The following is a 22784-nucleotide window of genomic DNA, read 5'->3' on the forward strand; positions in this document are numbered from 1 at the left end:
GAGGTCAATCCGCTAGTCTTGTTCAATCTTGGAAGGAGCCGTCCCATGTTCGAATCTGCCGAAATCGGTCACGTCATCGATAAAGAAACCTATGAAGCCGAAGTGCCGGCGTTGCGTGAAGCGCTGCTCGAGGCGCAGTTCGAACTTCAGCAGCAAAAGCGTTTTCCGGTGATCATTTTGATCAACGGCATCGAAGGCGCCGGCAAAGGCGAGACGGTGAAGTTGCTCAACGAATGGATGGACCCGCGGCTGATCGAGGTCCGCACCTTCGATCAGCAGACTGACGAAGAACTGGCGCGGCCACCGGCCTGGCGTTACTGGCGGATGCTCCCGGCCAAGGGCCGCATGGGGATTTTCTTCGGTAACTGGTACAGCCAGATGTTGCAGGCCCGGGTGCATGGCGTGTTCAAGGACCCGCGATTCGATCAAGCCATCAATACTGCCGAACGGCTGGAGAAGATGTTGTGCGACGAAGGCGCCCTGATCTTCAAGTTCTGGTTCCACCTGTCAAAGAAACAAATGAAGGCGCGCCTCAAGTCCCTGGCCGACGACCCGCTGCACAGTTGGCGCATCAGCCCACTGGATTGGCAGCAATCGCAGACGTACGACAAGTTCGTGAAATATGGCGAACGCATTCTGCGCCGCACCAGCCGCGACTATGCGCCGTGGCATGTGATCGCCGGGATGGACCCGCGCTATCGGAGCCTGGTGGTCGGCAAGATTCTGCTCGAAGGCCTGCAAGGCGCCTTGAAAAGACCGAAGATTCACCCGGATAAAGTCAGCGCCGCACCCTTGGGCAGCAGCGTCGATCAGGTCAACCTGCTCGACAGCCTCGACCTGACCCTGCATCTGGACAAGGACGATTACGAAGAGCAACTGATCACCGAGCAGGCGCGGTTCTCGGGGTTGATGCGCGATAAACGCATGCGCCGCCACGCCTTGATCGCGGTCTTCGAAGGCAACGACGCGGCAGGCAAGGGTGGGGCGATCCGGCGGGTTGCTGCTGCGCTTGACCCGCGTCAGTACAGCATCGTGCCCATTGCTGCGCCCACCGAGGAGGAGCGTGCACACCCGTACATGTGGCGTTTCTGGCGATATATTCCGGCACGGGCAAAATTCACCGTGTTTGACCGCTCCTGGTATGGCCGGGTGCTGGTGGAACGTATCGAAGGCTTTTGCAGCCCGGCCGACTGGTTACGCGCCTACAGTGAGATCAATGACTTCGAAGAGCAGATCGCCGACGCCGGGGTGATCGTGGTCAAGTTCTGGCTGGCCATCGACAAAGAAACGCAAATGGAGCGCTTCGAAGAGCGCGAGCAGATCCCCTTCAAGCGCTTCAAGATCACCGAAGATGACTGGCGCAATCGGGAAAAGTGGGATGCCTACCGGGCCGCGGTCGGCGACATGGTCGACCGCACCAGCACCGAAATTTCGCCCTGGACCCTGGTGGAAGCCAACGACAAGCGCTGGGCGCGGATCAAGGTTTTGCGCACGCTCAACCAGGCGCTGGAAGAGGCGTTCGAAAAGTCCGACAAGCACGAGAAAAAACAGAAAAAACTGAAGGTGTGAACCGATGGTGACGCATACGCGGGGTGAATGATTGTCGCGACCGGTAACGGGTGGATTTATGCTCGGTCCACTCTCAACCAACAACAATAATGAGGTATGCCATGCGTGAAGTGGTGATCGTCGACAGCGTGCGGACCGGCCTGGCCAAGTCCTTTCGCGGCAAGTTCAACCAGACCCGTCCGGACGACATGGCGGCTCACTGCGTCAATGCACTGCTGACACGCTCGGGCATCGATCCGGCCAGCGTCGAGGATTGCATCGTCGGTGCCGGCTCCAACGAAGGCGCCCAGGGTTACAACATCGGTCGCAACGTGGCGGTGCTGTCGCGCCTGGGTACCGGCACCGCCGGCATGACCCTCAACCGGTTCTGCTCGTCGGGCTTGCAGGCGATTGCCATCGCGGCCAACCAGATTGCTTCGGGGTGCAGCGACATCATCGTCGCCGGTGGCGTCGAGTCCATCAGCCTGACGATGAAAAGCGTCAACACCGACAACCTTATCAATCCGCTGCTGAAAGAACAGGTGCCGGGCATCTACTTCCCCATGGGCCAGACCGCCGAAATCGTCGCCCGTCGTTACAGCGTCAGCCGTGAAGAACAGGACCTGTACGCGTTGCAAAGTCAGCTGCGTACGGCTCAGGCGCAGGCCGGCGGTTTGTTCGACGACGAAATCGTGCCGATGGCGGTGCAGTATCGCGTTGAAGACAAGGCCACCGGGCAAGTGCAGATCCTTGACGGCATCGTCGATCGCGACGATTGCAATCGCCCGGACACCACGCTGGAAAGTCTGGCGGGGTTGAAACCGGTGTTTGCCGAAGACGGTTCGGTCACGGCTGGCAACTCGTCGCAGCTGTCCGATGGTGCTTCGATGACGCTGGTGATGAGTCTGGAAAAAGCGCTGGAACTGGGGCTGAAACCGAAAGCGTTCTTCCGCGGTTTCACCGTGGCGGGTTGCGAACCGGATGAAATGGGCATCGGCCCGGTGTTCTCGGTGCCGAAGTTGCTCAAGGCCAAGGGTTTGCAGGTTGCCGATATTGACCTGTGGGAACTCAACGAAGCGTTCGCTTCACAATGCCTGTACAGCCGCAACCGGTTGGGGATCGATAACGAGAAATACAACGTCAATGGCGGCTCGATTTCCATCGGTCATCCGTTCGGCATGACCGGGTCGCGTCAGGTCGGGCATCTTGTGCGGGAGTTGCAGCGACGGGATTTGCGTTACGGCATTGTCACCATGTGTGTGGGGGGCGGGATGGGCGCGACCGGGTTGTTTGAAGCGGTGCGTTAAGCCTTAAGCGTTTGTGGTGATTGTTACATCGCCTTCGCGAGCAAGCCCGCTCCCACATTTGACCGAGTTCTCCCATAGGAATGCGGTCAATTTGTGGGAGCGGGCTTGCTCCGGGCGGCGTTCCGACGAAGGCAGCGCCTCGGTCTATCGACTGGCGCTCAAAAGCTGCATCCGCGCGATGTAAGCCTCAATCTCCCGCGCAGCCGCCTCCGGATTTTCAAACGGCCCCTCCAGCGTGTTTTCCCGGGTGCTGAAATACAACTCCCCGTTTACCCGGCACATGCGGTCACTGCGAAAGTGCGTGGCGGGGGCGTTGTCCTGGGCGCGCATGCCATACATGGCGGTCTCCTGAAGGTGGGGGATCCAATGAGCTTATGCATGAACCGCTTACAGCGCCTGGTGAACCGATCGACGGCAAAGCGCCAATTTTTTGCTGCGACCCGCACCGTTTCATTTGCGTCCGTTCGCCAACTGTCCCTGTGTGCCAGACACCGCTGCGCCTAGAATGACGATTCTCGCCATCCGGCTTTGGGGTACGCATGCACATTTCATCCGGTCGCTGGGTTTATGGTCTGTTCCTGGCCTTGTTGACCGCGTTGTTGTGGGGAATCCTGCCGATCAAACTCAAGCAAGTGCTGCTGGTGATGGACCCGGTCACGGTGACCTGGTTTCGGCTGATGGTGTCCGGCGGGTGCCTGTTCATTTACCTGGCAGCGACCAGCCGCCTGCCGAGTCGCAAAGTGCTCGGCCCGCGCGGTGGCTGGCTGGTGCTGATGGCGGTGCTCGGTCTGGTGGGCAACTACGTGTTGTATTTGATGGGCCTGAACCTGCTCAGCCCCGGCACCGCGCAACTGGTGGTGTAGATGGGCCCGATCATGTTGCTGATCGCCAGCCTGTTTGTGTTCAAGGAACGCTTCAGCGTGGGGCAGGGGATTGGTCTGCTGGTGTTGCTGATTGGTTTCGGGCTGTTTTTCAACCAGCGCCTGGCCGAGTTGCTCACCTCGCTGACTGATTACACGGCGGGCGTGCTGCTGGTGTTGTTGGCGTCGACGGTCTGGACGTTCTACGCCCTGGGGCAGAAACAATTGCTGACGGTGTGGAATTCGTTGCAGGTGATGATGGTGATCTATCTGTTCTGCGGGTTGTTGCTGACGCCGTGGGTACATCCGCTGGAAGCGTTGAAACTGACTCCGCTGCAGGGCTGGCTGTTGCTGGCGTGCTGCATGAACACACTTATTGCGTATGGCGCGTTTGCCGAAGCGCTGGCGCACTGGGAAGCTTCGCGGGTGAGTGCGACGCTGGCGATCACGCCGTTGGTGACGTTTGCAGCGGTGGCCATGGCGGCCTGGTTGTGGCCGGAGTATGTGCATGCCGAGACGATCAATGGTCTGGGGTATGGCGGGGCGGTGTTGGTGGTGCTGGGATCGGCGCTGGTGGCGTTGGGGCCGTCGTTGATAGCGGGGCTCAAGGCGCGCCGCGTGCGGATGGCGGCCAGTTAGACCGTGTCATCGTTCTTCGCGAGCAAGTCGGATCGCCGCACCGCCGCTCCCACATTCGACCGCATTCCTCTGTGAGAACTCGGTCAAATGTGGGAGCGGCGGTGCGGCGATCCGACTTGCTCGCGAAGACTGACTGTCAGGCACTATAAAACTTAACCCTTGGCCCCAGCCTCAAGCATATTCTCCGGCCGCACCCACGCATCAAACTCTTCATCCGTCAGATACCCCAACTGCAACGCCGCCTCCCGCAACGTCAGCCCTTCTGCGTACGCCTTCTTGGCAATCTCCGCCGACTTGTCATAACCGATATGCGGGTTCAGCGCCGTCACCAGCATCAACCCACGTTCCAGGTGTTCAGCCATTTTCTCGGCATCCGGCTCCAGGCCGGCGATGCAATGCTGCTGGAAGTTGCTGCAGCCATCGCCCAGCAGGCGGATAGATTGCAGCAGGTTATAGATGATCACCGGTTTGAACACGTTCAGTTGCAAGTGTCCCTGACTGGCGGCGAAACCGATGGCAACGTCGTTGCCCAGCACCTGACACGCCAGCATCGACAGCGCTTCGCACTGGGTCGGGTTGACCTTGCCCGGCATGATCGAACTGCCCGGCTCGTTGGCCGGCAATTTCACTTCGGCAAAACCGGAACGCGGTCCGGAGCCCAGCAGGCGCAAGTCGTTGGCGATTTTCATCAGGGTTACGGCAAGGGTTTTCAGCGCGCCGGACAACGTGGTCAGCGGCTCATGGCCCGCCAGCGCGGCGAACTTGTTGGGTGCGGTGACAAACGGCAGGCCGGAAAGCGCGGCCAGTTCGGAGGCAATGGCTTCGCCAAAACCGTGCGGTGAATTCAGCCCGGTGCCGACGGCGGTGCCGCCCTGAGCCAGTTCACACACGGCCGGCAGGGCGCTGCGGATCGCCCGTTCGGCGTAGTCCAGTTGCGCGATGAACGCCGAGAGTTCCTGGCCGAACGTAATCGGCGTGGCATCCATCATGTGGGTGCGACCGGTCTTGACCAGTTTCATGTGCCGTGCGGACAACTCCGCCAACCCGCCGGACAGTTCGCTGATCGCCGGCAGCAAATGTTGCTGCACGGCCTGGGCGGCGGCGATGTGCATCGCGGTGGGGAAGCAGTCGTTGGAACTCTGCGAGCGATTGACGTGATCGTTGGGGTGTACCGGCGACTTGCCGCCGCGCGGGTTGCCGGCCAGTTCGTTGGCACGCCCGGCGATCACTTCGTTGACGTTCATGTTGCTCTGGGTGCCGCTGCCGGTCTGCCAGACCACCAGCGGGAACTGGTCGTCATGGTTGCCGTCGAGCACTTCGTCGGCGGCCTGTTCGATCAGTCGGGCGATGTCGGCGGGCAGGTCCCCGTTGCGGTCATTGACCCGCGCCGCGGCCTTCTTGATCAGCGCCAGCCCATGCAGCACCGCCAGCGGCATGCGCTCGTTGCCGATGGCGAAGTTAATCAGTGAGCGTTGCGTCTGAGCGCCCCAGTAGGCCTCATCCGGCACTTCCACCTGGCCAAGGCTGTCGGTTTCGATACGGCTCATCATGCACACTCCTGTCAGTCTGATAGCGCAGTTTAGGCCGTGATCGCCGGCCGTGGTTCCATAGGTCTGTATTTTGACCATTCAACCCCTCTAAATCAGGCCCGACAAGGCTTGGGGTTGAGCGACACAGTTTTTTAGGCGCAGAATGGACGCCCTTGGGGTTTTACCTCGCCTGCTAGAAAAGGAAACTCGATGACTCGTCTTCGTGCCATCTGTACCGCGGTTGCACTGGTTTGCGCCAGCGGCCCTGTTTTTGCCGATACCGCTAGCCACAACGCCAGTGCCGAAGCTTTCCTGACCCTGGCGCACGCTGACAAATTGGGCACTCCGGTGTACATGCAAGTGCAGCAAATGTTCGCTCAGCGCTTTGAACAGACCAAAGCCCCTGAATCGAAAAAAGCCTTGCTGGAAACCTACCAGGCCAAAGCCAACGCCGCTCTGGACCAAGCCATTGGCTGGAACAAGCTGAAGCCGGACATGGTCAAGCTGTACACCACCAACTTTAGCGAATCCGAGCTCAAAGACCTGGTTGCGTTCTACCAGTCGCCACTGGGCAGGAAAGTCCTGGAAAAAATGCCGCAGCTGACCCAGCAATCGGCTCAGATGACCCAGGCCAAGCTCGAAAGCGCGGTGCCTGTGGTCAACAAGCTGTTGGCTGACATGACCAACGAGCTGGACCCTAAAGCCGGCGCCGCAGCTCCTGCTGCCAAGAAAAAGCCTTAAGCGGAGCCGGGTATGACCATGCAACAACGCATCGAATCGACGCTGGGCCTGTTACAGCCCGAGCACCTGCAAGTGCTGGATGAAAGCCATATGCACAGTCGTGGGTTGCAAACCCATTACAAAGCCGTGGTGGTCAGCCAGCAGTTCGAAGGGCTCAACCGCGTCAAGCGTCACCAAAAGGTCTACGGCACGCTCGGCGAGCTGATGGGCGAGTTCCATGCGTTGGCGCTGCATACCTACACGCCGGAAGAATGGGCACAGATCGACGCGGCTCCGGCTTCGCCGACCTGTGCTGGCGGCAGCAAGCATTAATGTGAAGGGCTGATGGTTTGATGGGCTGTTGTGGCGAGGGTGCTTGCTCCCGCTGGACTGCGAAGCAGTCCCAAAACCTGCAACAGCGTTCTGTCTGAAAGAGTGCAGTCGCCAGCATTACGACTGCTACGCAGTCGAACGGGAGCAAGCTCCCTCGCCACGGAAGGTATCACCAGTCCTAAAACCACATGTTTTTTGCTAGAATCCGCAACGCGCCGCTTACCCGGCGCGTTTTTTTTGAATCCGGTTCACCCCTTACGAGGGTAGCCACCTGGAGAATCACCCATGACACAACAGATTGTCGTGGCGGCACTGTATAAGTTCGTCACCCTGGAAAACTACGTCGACCTGCGCGAGCCCCTGCTGCAGGCGATGGTCGACAACGGCATCAAAGGCACGCTGCTGATCGCCGAAGAAGGCATCAACGGCACCGTGTCCGGCAGCCGTGAAGGCATCGACGGGCTGATGGCCTGGCTCAAGAATGACCCGCGCATGGACGACATCGATCACAAAGAGTCGTACTGCGACGAGCAGCCGTTCTATCGCACCAAAGTCAAACTCAAGAAAGAAATCGTCACCCTTGGCGTCGAAGGCGTGGACCCGAACAAAAAGGTCGGCACCTACGTTGATCCAGAGAACTGGAACGCGCTGATCAGCGATCCGGAAGTGCTGCTGATCGACACGCGCAATGACTACGAAGTCTCGATCGGCACCTTCGAAGGCGCCATCGACCCGAAGACCACCAGTTTTCGTGAATTCCCCGATTACATCAAAGCCAACTTCGACCCGGCCGTGCACAAGAAAGTCGCGATGTTCTGCACCGGCGGCATTCGTTGCGAAAAGGCTTCCAGCTACATGCTCAGCCAGGGTTTTGACGAGGTCTATCACCTCAAGGGCGGCATTCTGAAGTACCTCGAAGAGGTGCCGCAGGAAGAAACCAAGTGGCAGGGCGACTGCTTCGTGTTCGACAACCGCGTGACCGTGCGTCACGACCTCAGCGAAGGCGACTACGATCAGTGTCATGCCTGTCGTACGCCGGTAAGCGTCGAAGACCGCGCGTCCGAGCACTATGTGGCCGGCATCAGCTGCCCGCATTGCTGGGATAAGCTGAGCGAGAAGACCCGTCGCAGTGCCATCGATCGGCAGAAGCAGATCGAACTGGCCAAGGCTCGCAACATGCCTCACCCGATCGGCTACAACTACAAGCTAACCCCTTCCGAGGCTTGAACCATGTCTGCACGCCGCCTGCTCTATGTGATGGACCCGATGTGTTCCTGGTGCTGGGGCTTTGCGCCGGTGGCCAATGCGCTGGTCGAACAGGCGCAGGCGGCGGGTGTGGAGCTGCATCTGGTGGTGGGTGGTTTGCGCACCGGCAGTGGTTCGGCGTTGGAGCCGACCACCCGGCGCTACATTCTTGAACATTGGCAGGCGGTCACAGAGGCCACCGGCCAGCCGTTCAAGATCGAAGGCGCGTTGCCCGACGGTTTTGTCTACGACACCGAGCCCGCCTGTCGGGCGTTGGTGACGGCGCGCAGCCTGGCGCCGGATTGCGCGTGGAAACTGCTCGGTCTGATTCAGCATGCGTTTTACGCAGAGGGCCGCGACGTCACCCACGCCAGTGTGCTGGTGGAACTGGCGGAGCAGGCCGGTCTGCCGCGCATCGAGTTCGCCGCGGCGTTCGACCGCGCCGATCAACATGCCGCGACAGCGGCCGATTTCACCTGGGTGCAGGACCTCGGCATCGCCGGTTTCCCCACCTTGCTGGCTGAGCGCGATGGTCAATTGGCGTTGTTGACCAATGGCTATCAACCTCTCAGCGTCCTGTCACCGCTGCTCGGCCGCTGGCTGGAGCGCGCTGCCTGTGCATGACCTGCCTGACGACGCCGCAACCGCTACACGTGTCGACCGTCTGAGCTGGGCGGAAATCCGTCGCCTGGCCTTGCAACACAAGAAATCCCTGTGGATCGCCAACGGCGTTGCCGTGCTGGCAACGTTGTGCAGCGTGCCGATCCCCTTGCTCCTGCCGTTGCTGGTGGACGAAGTGCTGCTGGGCCATGGCGACTCCGCGCTGAAGGTCATGAACCACGCGCTGCCCGAAGGCTGGCAGAAAGCAGCGGGGTACATCGGCCTGATGCTGCTGGTGACCTTGTTGCTGCGCTGCGGTGCCCTGTTATTCAACGTGGTGCAGGCAAAGTTGTTCGCGGCACTGGCCAAAGACATCGTGTACCGTATTCGCACACGGCTGATCGAGCGGCTCAAGCGCATCTCGCTGGGCGAATACGAAAGCCTGGGTAGCGGCACGGTCACCACTCACCTGGTGACTGATCTCGACACGCTGGACAAATTCGTCGGCGAAACCCTCAGCCGTTTCCTCGTGGCCATGCTGACCCTGGTCGGTACGGCGAGCATCCTGATCTGGATGCACTGGAAGCTGGCGCTGCTGATCATGCTGTTCAACCCGTTGGTGATCTACGCCACGGTACTGCTGGGCAAGCGGGTCAAACACCTGAAGAAACTCGAGAACGACAGCACCTCGCGCTTCACTCAAGCGCTGACCGAAACCCTCGATGCCATCCAGGAAGTGCGCGCCGGCAACCGTCAGGGCTTTTTCCTCGGGCGCCTCGGTCAGCGCGCGCGCGAGGTACGCGATTACGCGGTGACTTCGCAGTGGAAAACCGATGCATCGAACCGTGCCAGCGGTTTGCTGTTCCAGTTCGGCATCGATATTTTCCGCGCCGCCGCCATGCTCACGGTGTTGTTCTCCGACTTGTCCATCGGCCAGATGCTCGCGGTGTTCAGCTACCTGTGGTTCATGATCGGTCCGGTGGAACAACTGCTTAACCTGCAATACGCCTATTACGCGGCGGGCGGTGCGCTATCGCGGATCAACGAGCTGCTGGCCAGGGCCGATGAACCTGAATACGCGGGTGGTGTAGACCCGTTCAACGGTCGTGAGACCGTGGGCATCGAAGTCCAGGGTTTGAGTTTCGGTTACGGCGACGAGCTGGTGTTGAACCAGATGAACCTGTCGATCGCTCCCGGTGAAAAAGTCGCGATTGTCGGCGCCAGCGGGGGCGGCAAAAGTACGCTGGTGCAGTTGCTGCTCGGTTTGTACACGCCGCTCGCCGGGACGATTCGCTTCGGCGGTTCGACCCAGCAAGAGATCGGTCTGGAAACCGTACGTGAAAACGTTGCCGTGGTCCTGCAACATCCGGCGCTGTTCAACGACACCGTTCGGGCCAACTTGACCATGGGCCGTGAGCGCAGTGACGAGGCCTGCTGGCAAGCACTGGAAATTGCGCAGTTGCACCAGACCGTTCGAGAACTGCCCAATGGTCTGGACAGCATCGTCGGGCGTTCCGGCGTGCGCTTGTCCGGCGGTCAGCGTCAACGCCTGGCAATTGCCCGGATGGTGCTGGCCGAGCCGAAAGTGGTGATCCTCGACGAGGCCACCTCGGCACTGGATGCCGCCACCGAATACAACCTGCACCAGGCGCTGGCGCGGTTCTTGAGCCACCGCACCACGCTGATCATTGCGCACCGGTTGTCGGCCGTGAAGCAGGCCGACCGGGTGCTGGTGTTCGATGGCGGGCAAATTGCCGAGGATGGCGACCATCAGCAGTTGATTGCCGATGGTGGTTTGTACGCCAAGCTTTATGGGCATTTGCAGCAGCACTGATCTGCGCATCGCCCATGGACAAGGTGTCCGCGTACGGTTTCAAGAAAAAACGGTGGGCCAGCGCGCTATACAGGGACATTTTCATAGGAACTGTCTCTCGCTGTATGTGCCGCCCTCTCACTGGAACAGTTATTTACCTGCAATGGCCCGTAGAAAGGGCTTCCCGCTTGCCGGGATCCAAAACGCACCCTAGTCTAGCTGTAGGGATCACGTTGGATGCTGATCTGGCAAGGCAAAAACAAGGGACCTCATGAATCAAACGCGGACTCTCGGAACGCCACGGTTATTGGGCATCGTCTGGCCATTTATTGCCGTCGTGCTGTTTCAGGCCTTGCTTGGCGGCGTCAGCCTTTATGTTCTTTCGGCGGTCCGTGGTTACGTTGCCGGTGAAAGCCTGTGGTCCAAGAGCCAGAAAGACGCAATCTATTACCTCACTCTCTACGCCGAAAGCGGCGACGAAGCGATTTTTCATAAGTATCAGAACGCCATTGCCGTGCCCCTGGGTAGCCAGGACTTGCGTGTAGCGCTGGATCATCAACCGCCGAATATCGAGATGGCACGTGCGGCGATCCTCAAGGGTGGCAACCATCCGGATGACGCTTCCAGCCTGATCTGGCTGTATCTCAATTTCCGCCACTTCACCTACCTCGAAAAAGCCATCGAACTCTGGATGGTGGGTGACGCGTATCTGGTCAAGCTCGATGACGTCGCGCGGGATATGCACGAGCACATCACCGCCGGCCAGGCCTCAGAGAGCGATATCAAACACTGGAAGGATCAGATTTTCGTCATCAACGATGATGTGACGCCGGCGGCGAAGGCCTTTAGCGATGCCTTGGGCGAAGGCTCGCGGGTCATCCTTCGTCTGCTGCTGGTGACCAACCTTGCCACGGCGCTGGGCTTGATTGTCCTGGCCCTGATGCGTACGCACAAACTGCTCAAGCAGCGCCATGCATTTGCCGACGCCCTGCAGTTGGAAAAAGACCGGGCGCAGATCACCTTGCAATCGATCGGCGACGGGGTGATCACCACGAATGTCGAAGGCGCGATTGCCTACATGAACCCGGCTGCCGAGGCGTTGACCCATTGGAAAGCCGAACAGGCGACAGGTTTGCCCTTGGCAGCGTTGTTCAATCTGCTGGACGAAAACGCTCAGGCCGACGGCTTTACGCTGATCGAGCACATCCTTAGCGGTCAACTCAGCGGCGGCGGCGAACATTCCAAGCTGATTCAACGCCTGGACGGCAGCACGGTTTCGGTCACGTTGGTCGGTGCGCCCATCCGCAACGCCGGCAAAGTCAGCGGCACCGTGCTGGTCCTGCACGACATGACCCAGGAGCGGCAATACATTGCCAATCTGTCCTGGCAGGCGACCCATGACGCCTTGACTGGTCTCGCCAACCGCCGCGAATTCGAATATCGCCTGGAACAGGTGTTGCACAACCTGACACGGCAGCCGGGGCGGCATGCCCTGATGTTCCTCGATCTGGACCAGTTCAAACTGGTCAACGATACCTGTGGCCACGCCGCGGGAGACGAGTTGCTGCGGCATATCTGCGCGCTGTTGCAATCGGGTTTGCGCGAAGGCGATACCCTGGCCCGACTGGGCGGCGACGAGTTTGGCATCCTGTTGGAGAACTGTTCGCCGGAAGCGGCGGAGAAAATCGCCGAGGGCCTGCGCCAGACCGTGCAGAACCTGCACTTCGTCTGGAAGGGCCGGCCGTTCGTGACCACCGTGAGCATCGGGCTGGTGCATGTCACCCAGCACCCGACCACCCTCGAAACATCGCTGCGCTCCGCCGATATGGCCTGTTACATGGCCAAGGAAAAGGGCCGTAACCGGGTTCAGGTCTATCACGCCGACGACTCGGAGTTGTCTCTGCGCTTTGGCGAGATGGCCTGGGTACAGCGCTTGCACATGGCGCTGGAAGAAAACCGCTTCTGTCTGTACGCCCAGGAAATCGCGCCCCTGGGTCATGTTGAAGAGGGCGGCGGGCATATTGAAGTTCTGCTGCGCCTGCATGACGAAGCCGGGCGGATGATTCTGCCCGACAGTTTTATTCCGGCCGCGGAACGTTATGGCCTGATGACGTCCATTGATCGCTGGGTCGTGCAGAACGTGTTCAAGATCATTGCCCAGTGCATGGCCGAAGAACGCAAAGGTCCGTTGGCGATGTGTGCGATTAATCTGTCAGGCACAACTATCGGAGATGAGGAGTTCCTGGACTTCCTGCGTCAACAGTTCATTGCTTACTCCATACCGCCTGAAATGATTTGTTTTGAAATCACTGAAACCAGTGCAATTTCCAATCTTGGCAGTGCAATCAAATTTATTAATGAGCTCAAAGGGTTAGGTTGTTATTTTTCGCTGGACGACTTTTGTGCCGGAATGTCCTCATTCGCGTACTTGAAACATTTGCCTGTAGACTTCCTGAAGATCGACGGGAGTTTCGTAAAGGATATGCTGGACGACCCGATTAACCGCGCCATGGTCGAGGTGATCAATCACATCGGTCATGTCATGGGTAAGCGTACTATTGCCGAGTTTGTTGAGACACCTCAGATCGAGCAGGCATTGCTGGAGATCGGGGTGGATTACGCTCAAGGGTATGTGATTGAGCGCCCGCATCTGTTTACCTGCGATAGTCTGCAAAGTCGTCCTGCCAGGCCACAACCCTTGTTATTCAAGGCGCCTGGCACGTTTCGTTGAAATTTCCTGTCGATCCTTACAATCACAATCAAAAGGAACACGACAGTGATCGACACATTCAACAGAACCGGACCCCTCATGGAAGCTGCAAGTTATCCCGCCTGGGCTCAGCAACTGATCCAGGATTGCAGCGAGAGTAAACGCCGGGTTGTCGAACACGAACTGTACAGGCGCATGCGAGACAACAAACTCAGCGCCAGAACCATGCGTCACTACCTGATTGGTGGTTGGCCGGTGGTTGAACAGTTCGCGTTATATATGGCCCAGAACCTGACCAAGACCCGTTTTGCCCACCATCCGGGCGAGGACATGGCGCGCCGCTGGTTGATGCGCAACATCCGGGTGGAATTGAACCACGCCGATTACTGGGTGCACTGGAGCCGCGCTCACGGTGTCAGCCTGGAAGATCTGCAGGCACAAAAGGTTGCCCCTGAGCTTCATGCCTTGAGCCACTGGTGCTGGCACACCAGTTCGGCGGATTCGCTGATCGTTGCCATTGCCGCCACCAACTACGCCATTGAAGGCGCGACAGGTGAGTGGTCGGCGCTGGTCTGTTCCAGTGGTATCTATGCGGCAGCGTTCCCCGAGGAAGATCGCAAGCGGGCCATGAAGTGGCTGAAGATGCACGCCCAGTGCGACGACGCCCATCCGTGGGAAGCACTGGAAATCATTTGCACGCTGGCAGGAATGAACCCGAGCCAGTCCTTGCAGGCGGAGTTGCGTCAGGCGGTGTGCAAAAGCTACGACTACATGTTCCTGTTCCTGGAACGCTGCATGCAGCTTGAACATGTGGACAAGGCTCCGGTCGCGCGTGAGCGCATGGCGCTGGCTGAAAGCTGATTCGTTTTCACGCCACTGAAAAAGCCCGCTCCCCCGGTATCGCCAGGGGGGGGGCGGGCTTTTTCGTATGGACCGGCAATGGCTAGGTGCTGACTTTCAGTCCAATCAACCCGGTAATGATCAACGCCACACTGGCGAGCCTGAACAACGCCATGGATTCACCAAACAGAATGATCCCGGCGATGACCGTTCCGACCGCACCCACGCCTGTCCAGATCGCATAGGCGGTGCCCAGTGGCAATTCCTTCATGGCAAGGCCGAGCAGACCAAGGCTGATGGCCATGGCGGCAACGGTCAGCGCGGTGGGAAGAGGGCGGCTGAAACCATCGGTGTATTTCAGGCCGACAGCCCAGCCTACTTCGAACAGGCCGGCGAAAAACAGAATGATCCAGGACATGAGAGACCTCCATCGATTGACGGGGTCGTCCCCAGATTAATGACTCGATCGAGCCGCGAGGTCGTCCTCGCGTTGCGCAGTATAGTGCCCATCATTAAATCGGGGATCAAGTTGGCCGCTTATTCAGTCGCTTGCCGAGCCGCCGTTTCCCGATCTTCTTTCTACCAGTGCACGCATGGCCTGATCTTTGTTTTTAACTAACACCACATTGGAGATCACAAGGCTTTAAATTCCTTGCGGAGTCTCTTCACCACCCAACGCTTCAACCAGCGCCGGCAGGAAGTCGCCGAAAGTCAGCATCATCAGGGTGAAGCTGGCATCCAGCTGGCCGAGGGCCTCTTCGCCACCGTCCTGTTCCGCCTGATCTTGCAGCAGATCCTCGAACTTCAGGCGCTTGACCACCATCTTGTCGTCGAGGACAAAAGACAGTTTGTCTTGCCACGCCAGCGACAGCTGAGTGACCACTTTGCCAGTGCTCAGGTGCAGCTGGATTTCTTCGCTGGTCAGATCCTGACGCTTGCAGCGCACGATACCGCCATCTTCGTGGGTGTCGCGCAGTTCGCACTCGTCCAGCACGAAGAAATCGTCCGCGGCTTTCTGGGTAGTGACCCATTCAGTCATGGTGGCGGTCGGGGACATTTTCACGGTCAGCGGACGTACCGGCAGCGTGCCGATCACTTCACGCAGGGTGGACAGCAGGTCCTCGGCGCGTTTCGGGCTGGCCGAGTTGACCAGAATCAGGCCTTGTTTCGGCGCGATCGCTGCGAAGGTCGACGAACGACGGATAAAGGCGCGAGGCAGGAAGGCCTGGATGATTTCATCCTTGATCTGGTCGCGTTCCTTTTTGTAGACCTTGCGCATTTGTTCGGCTTCGATCTCTTCGACCTTTTCCTTCACCGCGTCACGCACGACGCTGCCCGGCAGAATGCGCTCTTCTTTACGGGCGGAAATCAGCAGGAAGTCGCCGCTGACATGCACCAGCGGTGCATCTTCGCCTTTGCCGAATGGCGCGACGAAACCGTAGGTGGTCAACTCCTGGCTTGCACAGGGACGCGCCAGTTTGGTGGCCAGTGCAGTTTCCAACGCCTCGGCATCAAAAGGCAGATCTTGGGTCAGGCGATAGATAAGCAGGTTTTTGAACCACATGGGGCGTGTCTCTCCTTTATACAAAGTGGGGCATTATTCTCTTCGTGGCGCCATAGGCCAACCCTTCTCTAAGCCTTTGGAAGGCCTGAAAAAATTATTTAAAAAAGTGCTTGCCAGAGGTGAGGTCGCTCCGTAGAATGCGCGCCACACCGAAAGTGAAGGGTGATTAGCTCAGCTGGGAGAGCGTCTGCCTTACAAGCAGAATGTCGGCGGTTCGATCCCGTCATCACCCACCATTCGCTTAAAGTGTTACGCGCAGCGGTAGTTCAGTCGGTTAGAATACCGGCCTGTCACGCCGGGGGTCGCGGGTTCGAGTCCCGTCCGCTGCGCCATATTCGGTAACCTGGAACGCTGAACGCCAGGTCACCACGGAAAAGCCCGCTAACGCGGGTTTTTTTCTGTCTGAAGTTCCTGCTGGATGCATCGTTTCACCGGTTTTCAGATTTTTTTGAATTATTTATCAATTAAATCAACACCTTATGAAAATCTGTGGCACAATGCGCCCCGCAACGAAGGTAAAGGGTGATTAGCTCAGCTGGGAGAGCGTCTGCCTTACAAGCAGAATGTCGGCGGTTCGATCCCGTCATCACCCACCATTTACTTTCAACGCTACGCGCAGCGGTAGTTCAGTCGGTTAGAATACCGGCCTGTCACGCCGGGGGTCGCGGGTTCGAGTCCCGTCCGCTGCGCCATATTCGGTAACCTGGAACACTGAACGCCAGGTCACCACGGAAAAAGCCCGCTTTATGCGGGCTTTTTGCTGTCTGGGGTTTTCTCGCTGACAAAGCATTCAGTGGCGAGGGAGCTTGCTCCCGTTGGGCTGCGTAGCAGTCCCATTCTTTTTGTTGGAAAGTGGGGCCGCTTCGCGACCCAGCGGGAGCAAGCTCCCTCGCCACAAGTCATTCGTTGTTCTATCCCTTCTTATTGCTTGGCGTTTCGACTATGCCGGTAGTCGCTGATCGCTTCGTACACGGCTTTGCGCAGCCGGTTGATACCGCCAATGGGGCGATGATCCTCCAGACCGAACCACGGGTTGAACGACAGGTTGTCGCATTGCAGATTCTGCGCCGGGGTGTCGAAGTCCTGAGGGGGTAGGGTGATCCTGGCCACGGTTTCGAACGGCGCATCCTGCTCGCGCCACTCGATGCTGGTGTCTTCGATCGGCATGAACCTGTTCGCATCCTGGCGCTGGATCTGCAATACAAAACACGCCGGCACCCGATCCGTGGACAACTGTTGGGTCAGGGCGTTACGCAGGAAGTTCGGCAGATCCTGGTTCTGCTTGGGCAAGGTGTAGGCCGGGCAGTTATCCGAATCCGGCATGACCCGGAACTTGGCATTGGCCTCACCGAATTTATACGGCGATACCGAAAAATAGGTGGTACGTGTCGGGCTTTCAGGTGGCGGGGACAGCGTCGCCAGGGCGATGAACAAATGACGGACCTGCCAGGTGCGCGGATCCCAGCCAGGAAAAAACGCCATGACCTTTTTTCCGTCAGCCTGAGCCGCGACATTCTGACGGTACTCGGCGACATCGCTGACAAAGAAGTTCGGATGGCTGAACATCACAAAGTCCTGCTCGTGTTGCTCTTGCCGGTCGCCGAGTAGCGGCTTGCCCGGTACATCCAACAGTTTGATCGCCATGCCCCGGGCATCACGCATGCTGTCGAACTGCGGATATGCGTTGCCGTTGGACAGGCGCATGGTCGCCTGCCAGCGCTTGCCCGGTTCGCTGAAGACACCGCGGCGCAGGTCCTGCGCAAGTTCCGGCAACACCTGCACCTCGGCCTTCACGCAGCCATGGGCCTTGGCGTGCGCATCACGCAAATAGCGGGTGTTTTCGCGGTGTTGATCGACAATCCGCACGGCGGTCTGGATCACATCCTGGGTCATGGCTGCTTCGCCGTCCGGAATCTGCTCCAGTTCCGAGACCGGGCCTCGGTGCTGCCAGGCATACCATGCAGTGACCAGCCCCCAGCCAAGCAGGCCGATGCACAACAGAATCAGCAGGGTTTTGCCGAGCAGGCGCCCCAGCCACAACCAGAGCCGGGCGAGCATCGGCAAATCCTTTTTGAAGGGGGTCATGATCATGGCAGTTGCGCCTCCAGCGGGCCGCCCAGCACTTTCAGGTACTCCAGCAGCGCCCAGCGCTCCTCGGGTTGCAACAACCGGCCGATCACCCCGTTGCCGCGTTCACCGGCACGGAATTCATGGCCGCTGTTGTGGTTGCCGGTAATGTGCGTATCGAACAGGAAACCGTTGGTGAAGGCTTCGGTGCGATAGCCCAGGTGCCGCGGGTCGTAGTCGAACGTGCCTTTGTAGAAGGTGGTCGCGCGTTCATCCTGGGGCGAGAGCAGTTGATAAATGCTCTGCACCGAACCGTTGTGCAGAAACGGCGCCGTCGCCCATACACCCGACAGTGGCCGAGCCTTGTAGGCCACTTTTTCACGAACCCCGATCGGCAGGCCGAAACCGTCGAGCTTTGGCTTTTCCTCCGCTGTGACCTTGGTCTCGCGGTAAGCGCGGTTCTCGACGAATGCAGTGACGTAAGCCAGGCCCTTGGCCACTGATAGTTGGCTCAAGTCCAGCGGTTCCTTGGGGGTGGGGTGCAACTTCACGTCCATCTGTGCAAGCTCCGCCGGATCCCATTGCAGGGCGGTCAGATCGAAACGGTGGTTGGCGATGTTGTTCGCCGCCGTCGGATCGGTGCCGATGACGTCGACGGCCAGCATGTGCAAATGCTGGACCCAGCGCTCACCTTCCTGGGTCGTCCGCGGGACGTGGCAGCCAGCACAGTTTTCAGCAAACAGCGCACGCCCCTTGGCCGCCAGCGGTTTGTCGATGGCGCCCAGCAGATCTTCCGGCCAGGCCGGCGGTTTGAGTCGCTGCAGGGTTTCTTCGATCTGGTGCAAATCGCGCACCCGGACGCTGGACGGATAACGGTTGTCGCCCTTGAGTGGCTGCCCGTTATTGTCGAAGAAGTTCAGCGTGGCGCCTACGCCCAGGGCCTCACCGATATTGCGAGCCATCGGTTGCTGTGCCGAGCCGTTCCACTGCACCCAGTCGAAGGTCCACATTTCCCACAGCTGCGGGTAATCGACCGGCGCGTTAGCAACCCGGTAATTGGCAGGTGAAATCGCGTCACCGAAACTGGCGTTGGCAATACGCCCGAACGCGTCGGTACGGCCAGGGCCTTCCTCGGTCGGGTAGAGCCCTCGGTGGGTGTCGTTCCAGGCGACTTTCAGGAAGGTGTCGAGAGAGGTCTTGAAGTCTTTACGCAGTTGTTGATGCCGGGCGTCGTAGTCCTGGCCCAGCACGTTGCGAGCGAAACGTTCGAATTTCCATGGGTTGTAGTAAGTCGAAGCAAGACTGGCGACCAATGCCTGTCCGAAACTGCCACCGCGCAGTGTAGGAACGCTGGACGGCAAGACATGCTGCGCCGAACCGCCATCGATGCGGATGGCCTGGCCGTTGAAGCGCAATTCGCCGGTGTGGCAGGCGGCACAGGTGATGTCCAGAAACTGGTCCGGGTTGCCGGGGTTTTGATGACGGGCAAAGCCCACGGGCAGGTTGCCGGGGTTGTTCGGCGTGGCTTTCTGCCCGGGGTCGACCAGAAATCCGAAGCGTGCGAGGTACTCCGGAGCGGCAAATCGCTGTTGCGAAAAAGGCAGTTCGAGCGCGTTGAACCAGTCGTAGCGCAAGCCTTTGACTTGAGTACCCTGAGGCGTGAAGTAGTAGGTCTGGCGGTCGGTCGCGCTCCACTGCTCGAGGTAATGCACCTGCTGCGCAGGCGTCCAGGTCGGCAGTTTCGGGTTGGCGACGTAATACAGAATCACGGCCAGGCACATGCCCAGCAACGCAACGATCAGAACCAGCAAGCGATAAAAGAGGCGCAAGATAAACATCCTTGTCGATTTGACGCTCTCTTATGCCTCAGCCGCAGATGTGCGGCAAGTGGCCATTACGCCAGGTTTTGTGGGACAGGTCAGTTGTGTCTGTGAGGCGAAGATGACAGAAGCTTCATCATCCGATTCCGGAAATGCGTTAAAACACCTGAACTTATCAGAAGTTTCCTGCTCTCATGCCGGTAGCCATTGGTCGTGGCCGCCTGATAAGCTCGCGACTTTATTCGATTGCCCTTTAGGCGCATGAACAAGGAAATAGCATGAAACAGCATCGGTTGGCGGCGGCGGTGGCCCTGGTTAGCCTGGTACTCGCGGGTTGTGACTCGCAGACCAGCGTAGAGCTGAAAACCCCGGCGCAAAAAGCTTCCTACGGGATTGGCCTGAACATGGGCAAGAGCCTGGCTCAGGAAGGCATGGATGATCTGGACTCCAAAGCCGTAGCCCAGGGCATCGAAGATGCCGTCGGCAAGAAAGAACAGAAGCTGAAGGACGAAGAACTGGTCGAAGCCTTCGCCGCGCTGCAAAAGCGTGCTGAAGAACGCATGGCCAAAATGAGCGAAGAGTCGGCAGCCGCCGGCAAGAAGTTCCTCGAAGACAACGCCAAGAAAGCCGGTGTCACCACCACTGCTTCGGGCCTGCAATTTGAAGTGGTCAAGAAAGCCGACGGCGCACAGCCAAAGCCGACTGACGTAGTCACTGTTCACTACACCGGCACCCTGACCAACGGTACCGTCTTCGACAGCTCCGTCGAGCGCGGCAGCCCGATCGATCTGCCGGTCAGCGGTGTGATCCCGGGTTGGGTCGAAGGCCTGCAACTGATGCACGTTGGCGAGAAGTACAAACTGTTCATCCCTAGCGAACTGGCTTACGGCGCCCAAAGCCCAAGCCCGGCGATTCCAGCCAACTCGGTGCTGGTATTCGACCTCGAGCTGCTGGCGATCAAGGATCCATCCAAGCAAGACGACGCCGCGAAGTAATCAGCGTCCGCTCTGACAACAACGCCTCGCTTATGCGGGGCGTTGTTGCATCTGGCGGTTGGTGAGGGTAAACAAAGCGAACGGATGCGGTAGGATGGAGTCATAGCCATTGAGGACGCCTGCGCTAACCGCGCCAGAGCGCCAAGTCAATGAAATCTTGGGTTTTTTTATGTGAGTAAAAAACGCCCGATCTGAGCAAAGCCCATATGAAACGGGGCTTTCAGCCGTGAAATGCAGGTCTGTTCACAAGGTTATCCACAATTTGTGTGGATAACATTTCAGCGGGAAAAATAATGAAGGCACCCTGGAATTTCGCTCATTTCCTGCCATTGGCCGGACGCCTGCTCGCCCGTGGACGATTGCCAGCGCTGTTGTTCGCGGTGGCCAGCAAAGGCGCGAGCCAAGGCAACCGATTGGGCAAGCTCAAAGACGACCTGCGCCTGTTGCAGGCTTTGTGCCTGGCGTACTGGCGTGGCGAGTACCGCGCCATCAGTCCGAAAGCGCTGATCTCGGTGGTGGCGGGCCTGATGTACTTCCTGAGTCCGGTGGATGCGATTCCGGATTTCATTCCAGTGTTCGGCATGCTCGATGACATCGCCGTGCTCGCCTGGCTGATGAAAGTCCTCGATGACGAACTCAATGCGTTTCGCGCCTGGCGCAAACGGCAGGCGCCGGAAAAGCTCGCGGTGGTCGAGCGACTGCCCGATACCCTGGAGCAACTTCAGCTTCAGGGGCCGAAAAAAAACTGAGCCGATTCAGGATCATCCCTATATTCATGGCCCCGCGACCTTGGCCGCTGTTAGGATTACACTTCTAGGAAAAAGCGCCGACTCGCTAAGTGTCGTTGTCCTACGGGGAAGTCATGGATATTCAGATAATCACACGCGAAGGCGAGCCCGAGTATGCGGTTCTGCCGTGGGCTCAGTATCAGGCTCTACTGAAAGCAGCAGGCATCAATGAGCAACCGCCGCGCGAGGCAACAGTGCGTCACGCGGCAACACCCGACCAGATTCTTCCGGGTCTGGATCAACTACGCAGTTTGCGCGAAGGGAAGGGCATCGCCATCGAGGCGCTTGCCCGCACGGTAGGCATAAGCCCGTCTTATCTGGCCTTGATCGAAAGTGGCGAGCGTCAACCCGACGCTGCGATTCGCCGCAGTCTGGCCTGGGAATTGACGGTGCCAGGGTGGAGGGATGAATCGTGAGCGTACGCATCAGTCGTCAACATTGGGACGGGTTGCTGGGCGAGCTGGATCAGGCGCGCCGCCAGCGACATCTGCTGACTTATCGCGCGTTGCTGGAGCGTCTGCAGCTCCCGACGCCGGCCATGCAAACCTTGACTGCAGCCCTTGAACATCTGGCCGCGCTGGACGCCAGGGCCGAACAACCCTTGCGCAGTTCGCTGGTGATCAGCCAGGGCGCCAGTCGCCTGCCGCGCACCGGGTTTTTTGAATGCGTCGAGCGTCTGGGGCGTTTCTCAGGGCCGTCCGATGGTGTCGCTGCTGCGTCCTGGCATGCCTCGGAAGTGGTGCGAGTGTTCGAGTACGAGTACCCCGAATCGGCCGAGGCCTGAGTGTTTTTGCGACTCAAGGCGCGGGCCGGTTACTGGTTGGCCCGCAGGTTGTTTCATTGGCCATGGTTCGTCCGCCAGCCCCGTGGCTGGAGCTGGCTCGAAGGCCAGTTCGCACGCATGGCCAACTTGGGTGACGTCGGCGCTCAAAGCTTCTATGGCCACATTCTGACCTTTCGCGGCGTTGGGCTTGGGGCTCGTGAGGAAGGTGTCCGATTGTTGCGCCTGGCGGCGTTGGCGGGCGACGGCAAGGCGGCGTATCAGGTGGGCGTGATCAGCCTGGCGGGGACGGCGAGCAAGGCGCCGGATCCGGTTGAGGCGGCGCGGTTTTGGCGGATCGCCGCGAAAGCGGGCCATCCATTGGCCGAAATCAAGCTCAAAGAGTTGGCGTCTCGCGACTCAACGCAATAAACCCATAGTTGTCCGATAAATAAACGTGGCGTGAGGGAAACCTCCCGCCACGTTTGCGTTTTAGCCTGCTGGTCATTCGGTGATCGCTGCTTAGAGATTTGCCCTACAGCCATATCCTACTTTCCCGACTTCTTTCTCGGTTGATCCCTAGCAAAGTCTCGCGCGCCCATTTTTTGCGCGAGGGATTGTTCATGATCGACCCGATTTTCCAGCT

20 protein-coding genes, 4 tRNA genes and 1 pseudogene are annotated in these 22784 nt (G+C 59.0%); 19 read left to right on the plus strand and 6 right to left on the minus strand.

Features of this window, described 5'->3' with window-relative positions; genetic code table 11:
- Nucleotides 1-45 precede the first annotated feature (45 nt).
- Both pap and ACYZTL_RS23760 read left to right on the plus strand, forming a co-directional pair.
- A complete protein-coding gene (pap, locus tag ACYZTL_RS23755; protein WP_461953779.1) occupies nucleotides 46-1569 on the plus strand; it encodes a polyphosphate:AMP phosphotransferase in 1524 nt (507 codons plus the stop codon).
- A 101-nt stretch (nucleotides 1570-1670) separates the two neighbouring features.
- A complete protein-coding gene (locus tag ACYZTL_RS23760; protein WP_461953780.1) occupies nucleotides 1671-2855 on the plus strand; it encodes a thiolase family protein in 1185 nt (394 codons plus the stop codon).
- Nucleotides 2856-2999: 144 nt separating this feature from the next.
- Here the strand turns inward: ACYZTL_RS23760 and ACYZTL_RS23765 are convergent, their stop codons facing one another.
- Nucleotides 3000-3194, minus strand: coding sequence for a DUF6316 family protein (locus ACYZTL_RS23765; protein ID WP_145314937.1), 195 nt, complete (start codon nucleotides 3192-3194; stop codon nucleotides 3000-3002).
- 200 nt (nucleotides 3195-3394) lie between these two features.
- Between ACYZTL_RS23765 and ACYZTL_RS23770 the strand changes: the two are divergent.
- Nucleotides 3395-4354: pseudogene (locus ACYZTL_RS23770) on the plus strand (DMT family transporter).
- 152 nt (nucleotides 4355-4506) lie between these two features.
- On the opposite strand, the gene ACYZTL_RS23775 reads toward ACYZTL_RS23770, so the two are convergent.
- Entirely contained in the window at nucleotides 4507-5901 is a 1395-nt protein-coding gene (locus ACYZTL_RS23775) for a class II fumarate hydratase (protein ID WP_461953781.1), read from the minus strand.
- 192 nt (nucleotides 5902-6093) lie between these two features.
- Here ACYZTL_RS23775 and ACYZTL_RS23780 point away from each other — a divergent pair, with 192 nt between their 5' ends.
- The 7 genes from ACYZTL_RS23780 (at nucleotide 6094) to ACYZTL_RS23810 (ending at nucleotide 14165) form a co-directional block, all read left to right on the plus strand.
- On the plus strand, nucleotides 6094-6624 hold the full coding sequence (locus ACYZTL_RS23780) for a DUF2059 domain-containing protein (RefSeq protein ID WP_461953782.1): 531 nt from the start codon (nucleotides 6094-6096) through the stop codon (nucleotides 6622-6624).
- Nucleotides 6625-6636: 12 nt separating this feature from the next.
- Nucleotides 6637-6936, plus strand: a complete 300-nt coding sequence (locus ACYZTL_RS23785) for a BolA family protein (RefSeq protein ID WP_017340055.1) — start codon at nucleotides 6637-6639, stop codon at nucleotides 6934-6936.
- A gap of 285 nt (nucleotides 6937-7221) precedes the next feature.
- Nucleotides 7222-8163, plus strand: a complete 942-nt coding sequence (gene trhO / locus ACYZTL_RS23790) for an oxygen-dependent tRNA uridine(34) hydroxylase TrhO (protein ID WP_461953783.1) — start codon at nucleotides 7222-7224, stop codon at nucleotides 8161-8163.
- A gap of 39 nt (nucleotides 8164-8202) precedes the next feature.
- Nucleotides 8203-8805, plus strand: coding sequence for a DsbA family protein (locus tag ACYZTL_RS23795; RefSeq protein WP_461954363.1), 603 nt, complete (start codon nucleotides 8203-8205; stop codon nucleotides 8803-8805).
- On the plus strand, nucleotides 8798-10615 hold the full coding sequence (locus tag ACYZTL_RS23800; RefSeq protein WP_461953784.1) for an ABC transporter ATP-binding protein: 1818 nt from the start codon (nucleotides 8798-8800) through the stop codon (nucleotides 10613-10615). The genes ACYZTL_RS23795 and ACYZTL_RS23800 overlap by 8 nt, the downstream gene beginning before the upstream one ends.
- A 250-nt stretch (nucleotides 10616-10865) precedes the next feature.
- Nucleotides 10866-13325 (plus strand): EAL domain-containing protein, encoded by a 2460-nt coding sequence (locus ACYZTL_RS23805; protein WP_461953785.1) that lies wholly within the window; start codon nucleotides 10866-10868, stop codon nucleotides 13323-13325.
- Nucleotides 13326-13403: 78 nt separating this feature from the next.
- Nucleotides 13404-14165: a TenA family transcriptional regulator gene (locus ACYZTL_RS23810; protein ID WP_461953786.1), complete on the plus strand. Its 762-nt coding sequence runs from the start codon at nucleotides 13404-13406 to the stop codon at nucleotides 14163-14165.
- Between the two features lie 82 nt (nucleotides 14166-14247).
- Here the strand turns inward: ACYZTL_RS23810 and sugE are convergent, their stop codons facing one another.
- Both sugE and rdgC read right to left on the minus strand, forming a co-directional pair.
- Nucleotides 14248-14562, minus strand: a complete 315-nt coding sequence (gene sugE, locus ACYZTL_RS23815; protein WP_461953787.1) for a quaternary ammonium compound efflux SMR transporter SugE — start codon at nucleotides 14560-14562, stop codon at nucleotides 14248-14250.
- Nucleotides 14563-14787: 225 nt separating this feature from the next.
- Entirely contained in the window at nucleotides 14788-15708 is a 921-nt protein-coding gene (rdgC, locus tag ACYZTL_RS23820; RefSeq protein WP_017340046.1) for a recombination-associated protein RdgC, read from the minus strand.
- Between the two features lie 160 nt (nucleotides 15709-15868).
- Between rdgC and ACYZTL_RS23825 the strand changes: the two genes are divergently transcribed.
- From ACYZTL_RS23825 to ACYZTL_RS23840, 4 genes are all read left to right on the plus strand, one after another.
- A tRNA-Val gene (locus ACYZTL_RS23825) sits at nucleotides 15869-15944 on the plus strand.
- 19 nt (nucleotides 15945-15963) lie between these two features.
- Nucleotides 15964-16040: transfer RNA gene (locus ACYZTL_RS23830), tRNA-Asp, on the plus strand.
- Between the two features lie 188 nt (nucleotides 16041-16228).
- Nucleotides 16229-16304: transfer RNA gene (locus ACYZTL_RS23835), tRNA-Val, on the plus strand.
- A gap of 19 nt (nucleotides 16305-16323) precedes the next feature.
- Nucleotides 16324-16400, plus strand: a tRNA-Asp gene (locus ACYZTL_RS23840).
- A 229-nt stretch (nucleotides 16401-16629) separates the two neighbouring features.
- Here ACYZTL_RS23840 and ACYZTL_RS23845 read toward each other — a convergent pair.
- Nucleotides 16630-17766: a catalase family protein gene (locus tag ACYZTL_RS23845; protein ID WP_461954364.1), complete on the minus strand. Its 1137-nt coding sequence runs from the start codon at nucleotides 17764-17766 to the stop codon at nucleotides 16630-16632.
- 29 nt (nucleotides 17767-17795) lie between these two features.
- Nucleotides 17796-19604 carry a di-heme-cytochrome C peroxidase gene (locus tag ACYZTL_RS23850; protein ID WP_461953788.1) on the minus strand — a complete coding sequence of 603 codons (1809 nt, stop codon included), beginning with the start codon at nucleotides 19602-19604 and terminating at the stop codon, nucleotides 17796-17798.
- A 269-nt stretch (nucleotides 19605-19873) separates the two neighbouring features.
- On the opposite strand from ACYZTL_RS23850, the gene ACYZTL_RS23855 reads away from it, so the two are divergent.
- From ACYZTL_RS23855 to ACYZTL_RS23875, 5 genes are all read left to right on the plus strand, one after another.
- The gene (locus ACYZTL_RS23855) at nucleotides 19874-20590 is read left to right on the plus strand and encodes an FKBP-type peptidyl-prolyl cis-trans isomerase (protein WP_461953789.1); all 717 of its coding nucleotides are present in this window, start codon (nucleotides 19874-19876) and stop codon (nucleotides 20588-20590) included.
- Nucleotides 20591-20883: 293 nt separating this feature from the next.
- On the plus strand, nucleotides 20884-21339 hold the full coding sequence (locus ACYZTL_RS23860; protein ID WP_461953790.1) for a YkvA family protein: 456 nt from the start codon (nucleotides 20884-20886) through the stop codon (nucleotides 21337-21339).
- Nucleotides 21340-21452: 113 nt separating this feature from the next.
- The gene (locus tag ACYZTL_RS23865; RefSeq protein ID WP_461953791.1) at nucleotides 21453-21794 is read left to right on the plus strand and encodes a helix-turn-helix domain-containing protein; all 342 of its coding nucleotides are present in this window, start codon (nucleotides 21453-21455) and stop codon (nucleotides 21792-21794) included.
- Nucleotides 21791-22162 (plus strand): hypothetical protein, encoded by a 372-nt coding sequence (locus ACYZTL_RS23870; protein ID WP_007898892.1) that lies wholly within the window; start codon nucleotides 21791-21793, stop codon nucleotides 22160-22162. Before ACYZTL_RS23865 ends, ACYZTL_RS23870 begins: the two co-directional genes overlap by 4 nt.
- On the plus strand, nucleotides 22163-22570 hold the full coding sequence (locus ACYZTL_RS23875; protein ID WP_461953792.1) for an SEL1-like repeat protein: 408 nt from the start codon (nucleotides 22163-22165) through the stop codon (nucleotides 22568-22570).
- The last annotated feature ends 214 nt before the right edge of the window (nucleotides 22571-22784 follow it).

The sequence above is a fragment of the Pseudomonas sp. LB3P81 genome (assembly GCF_054897965.1).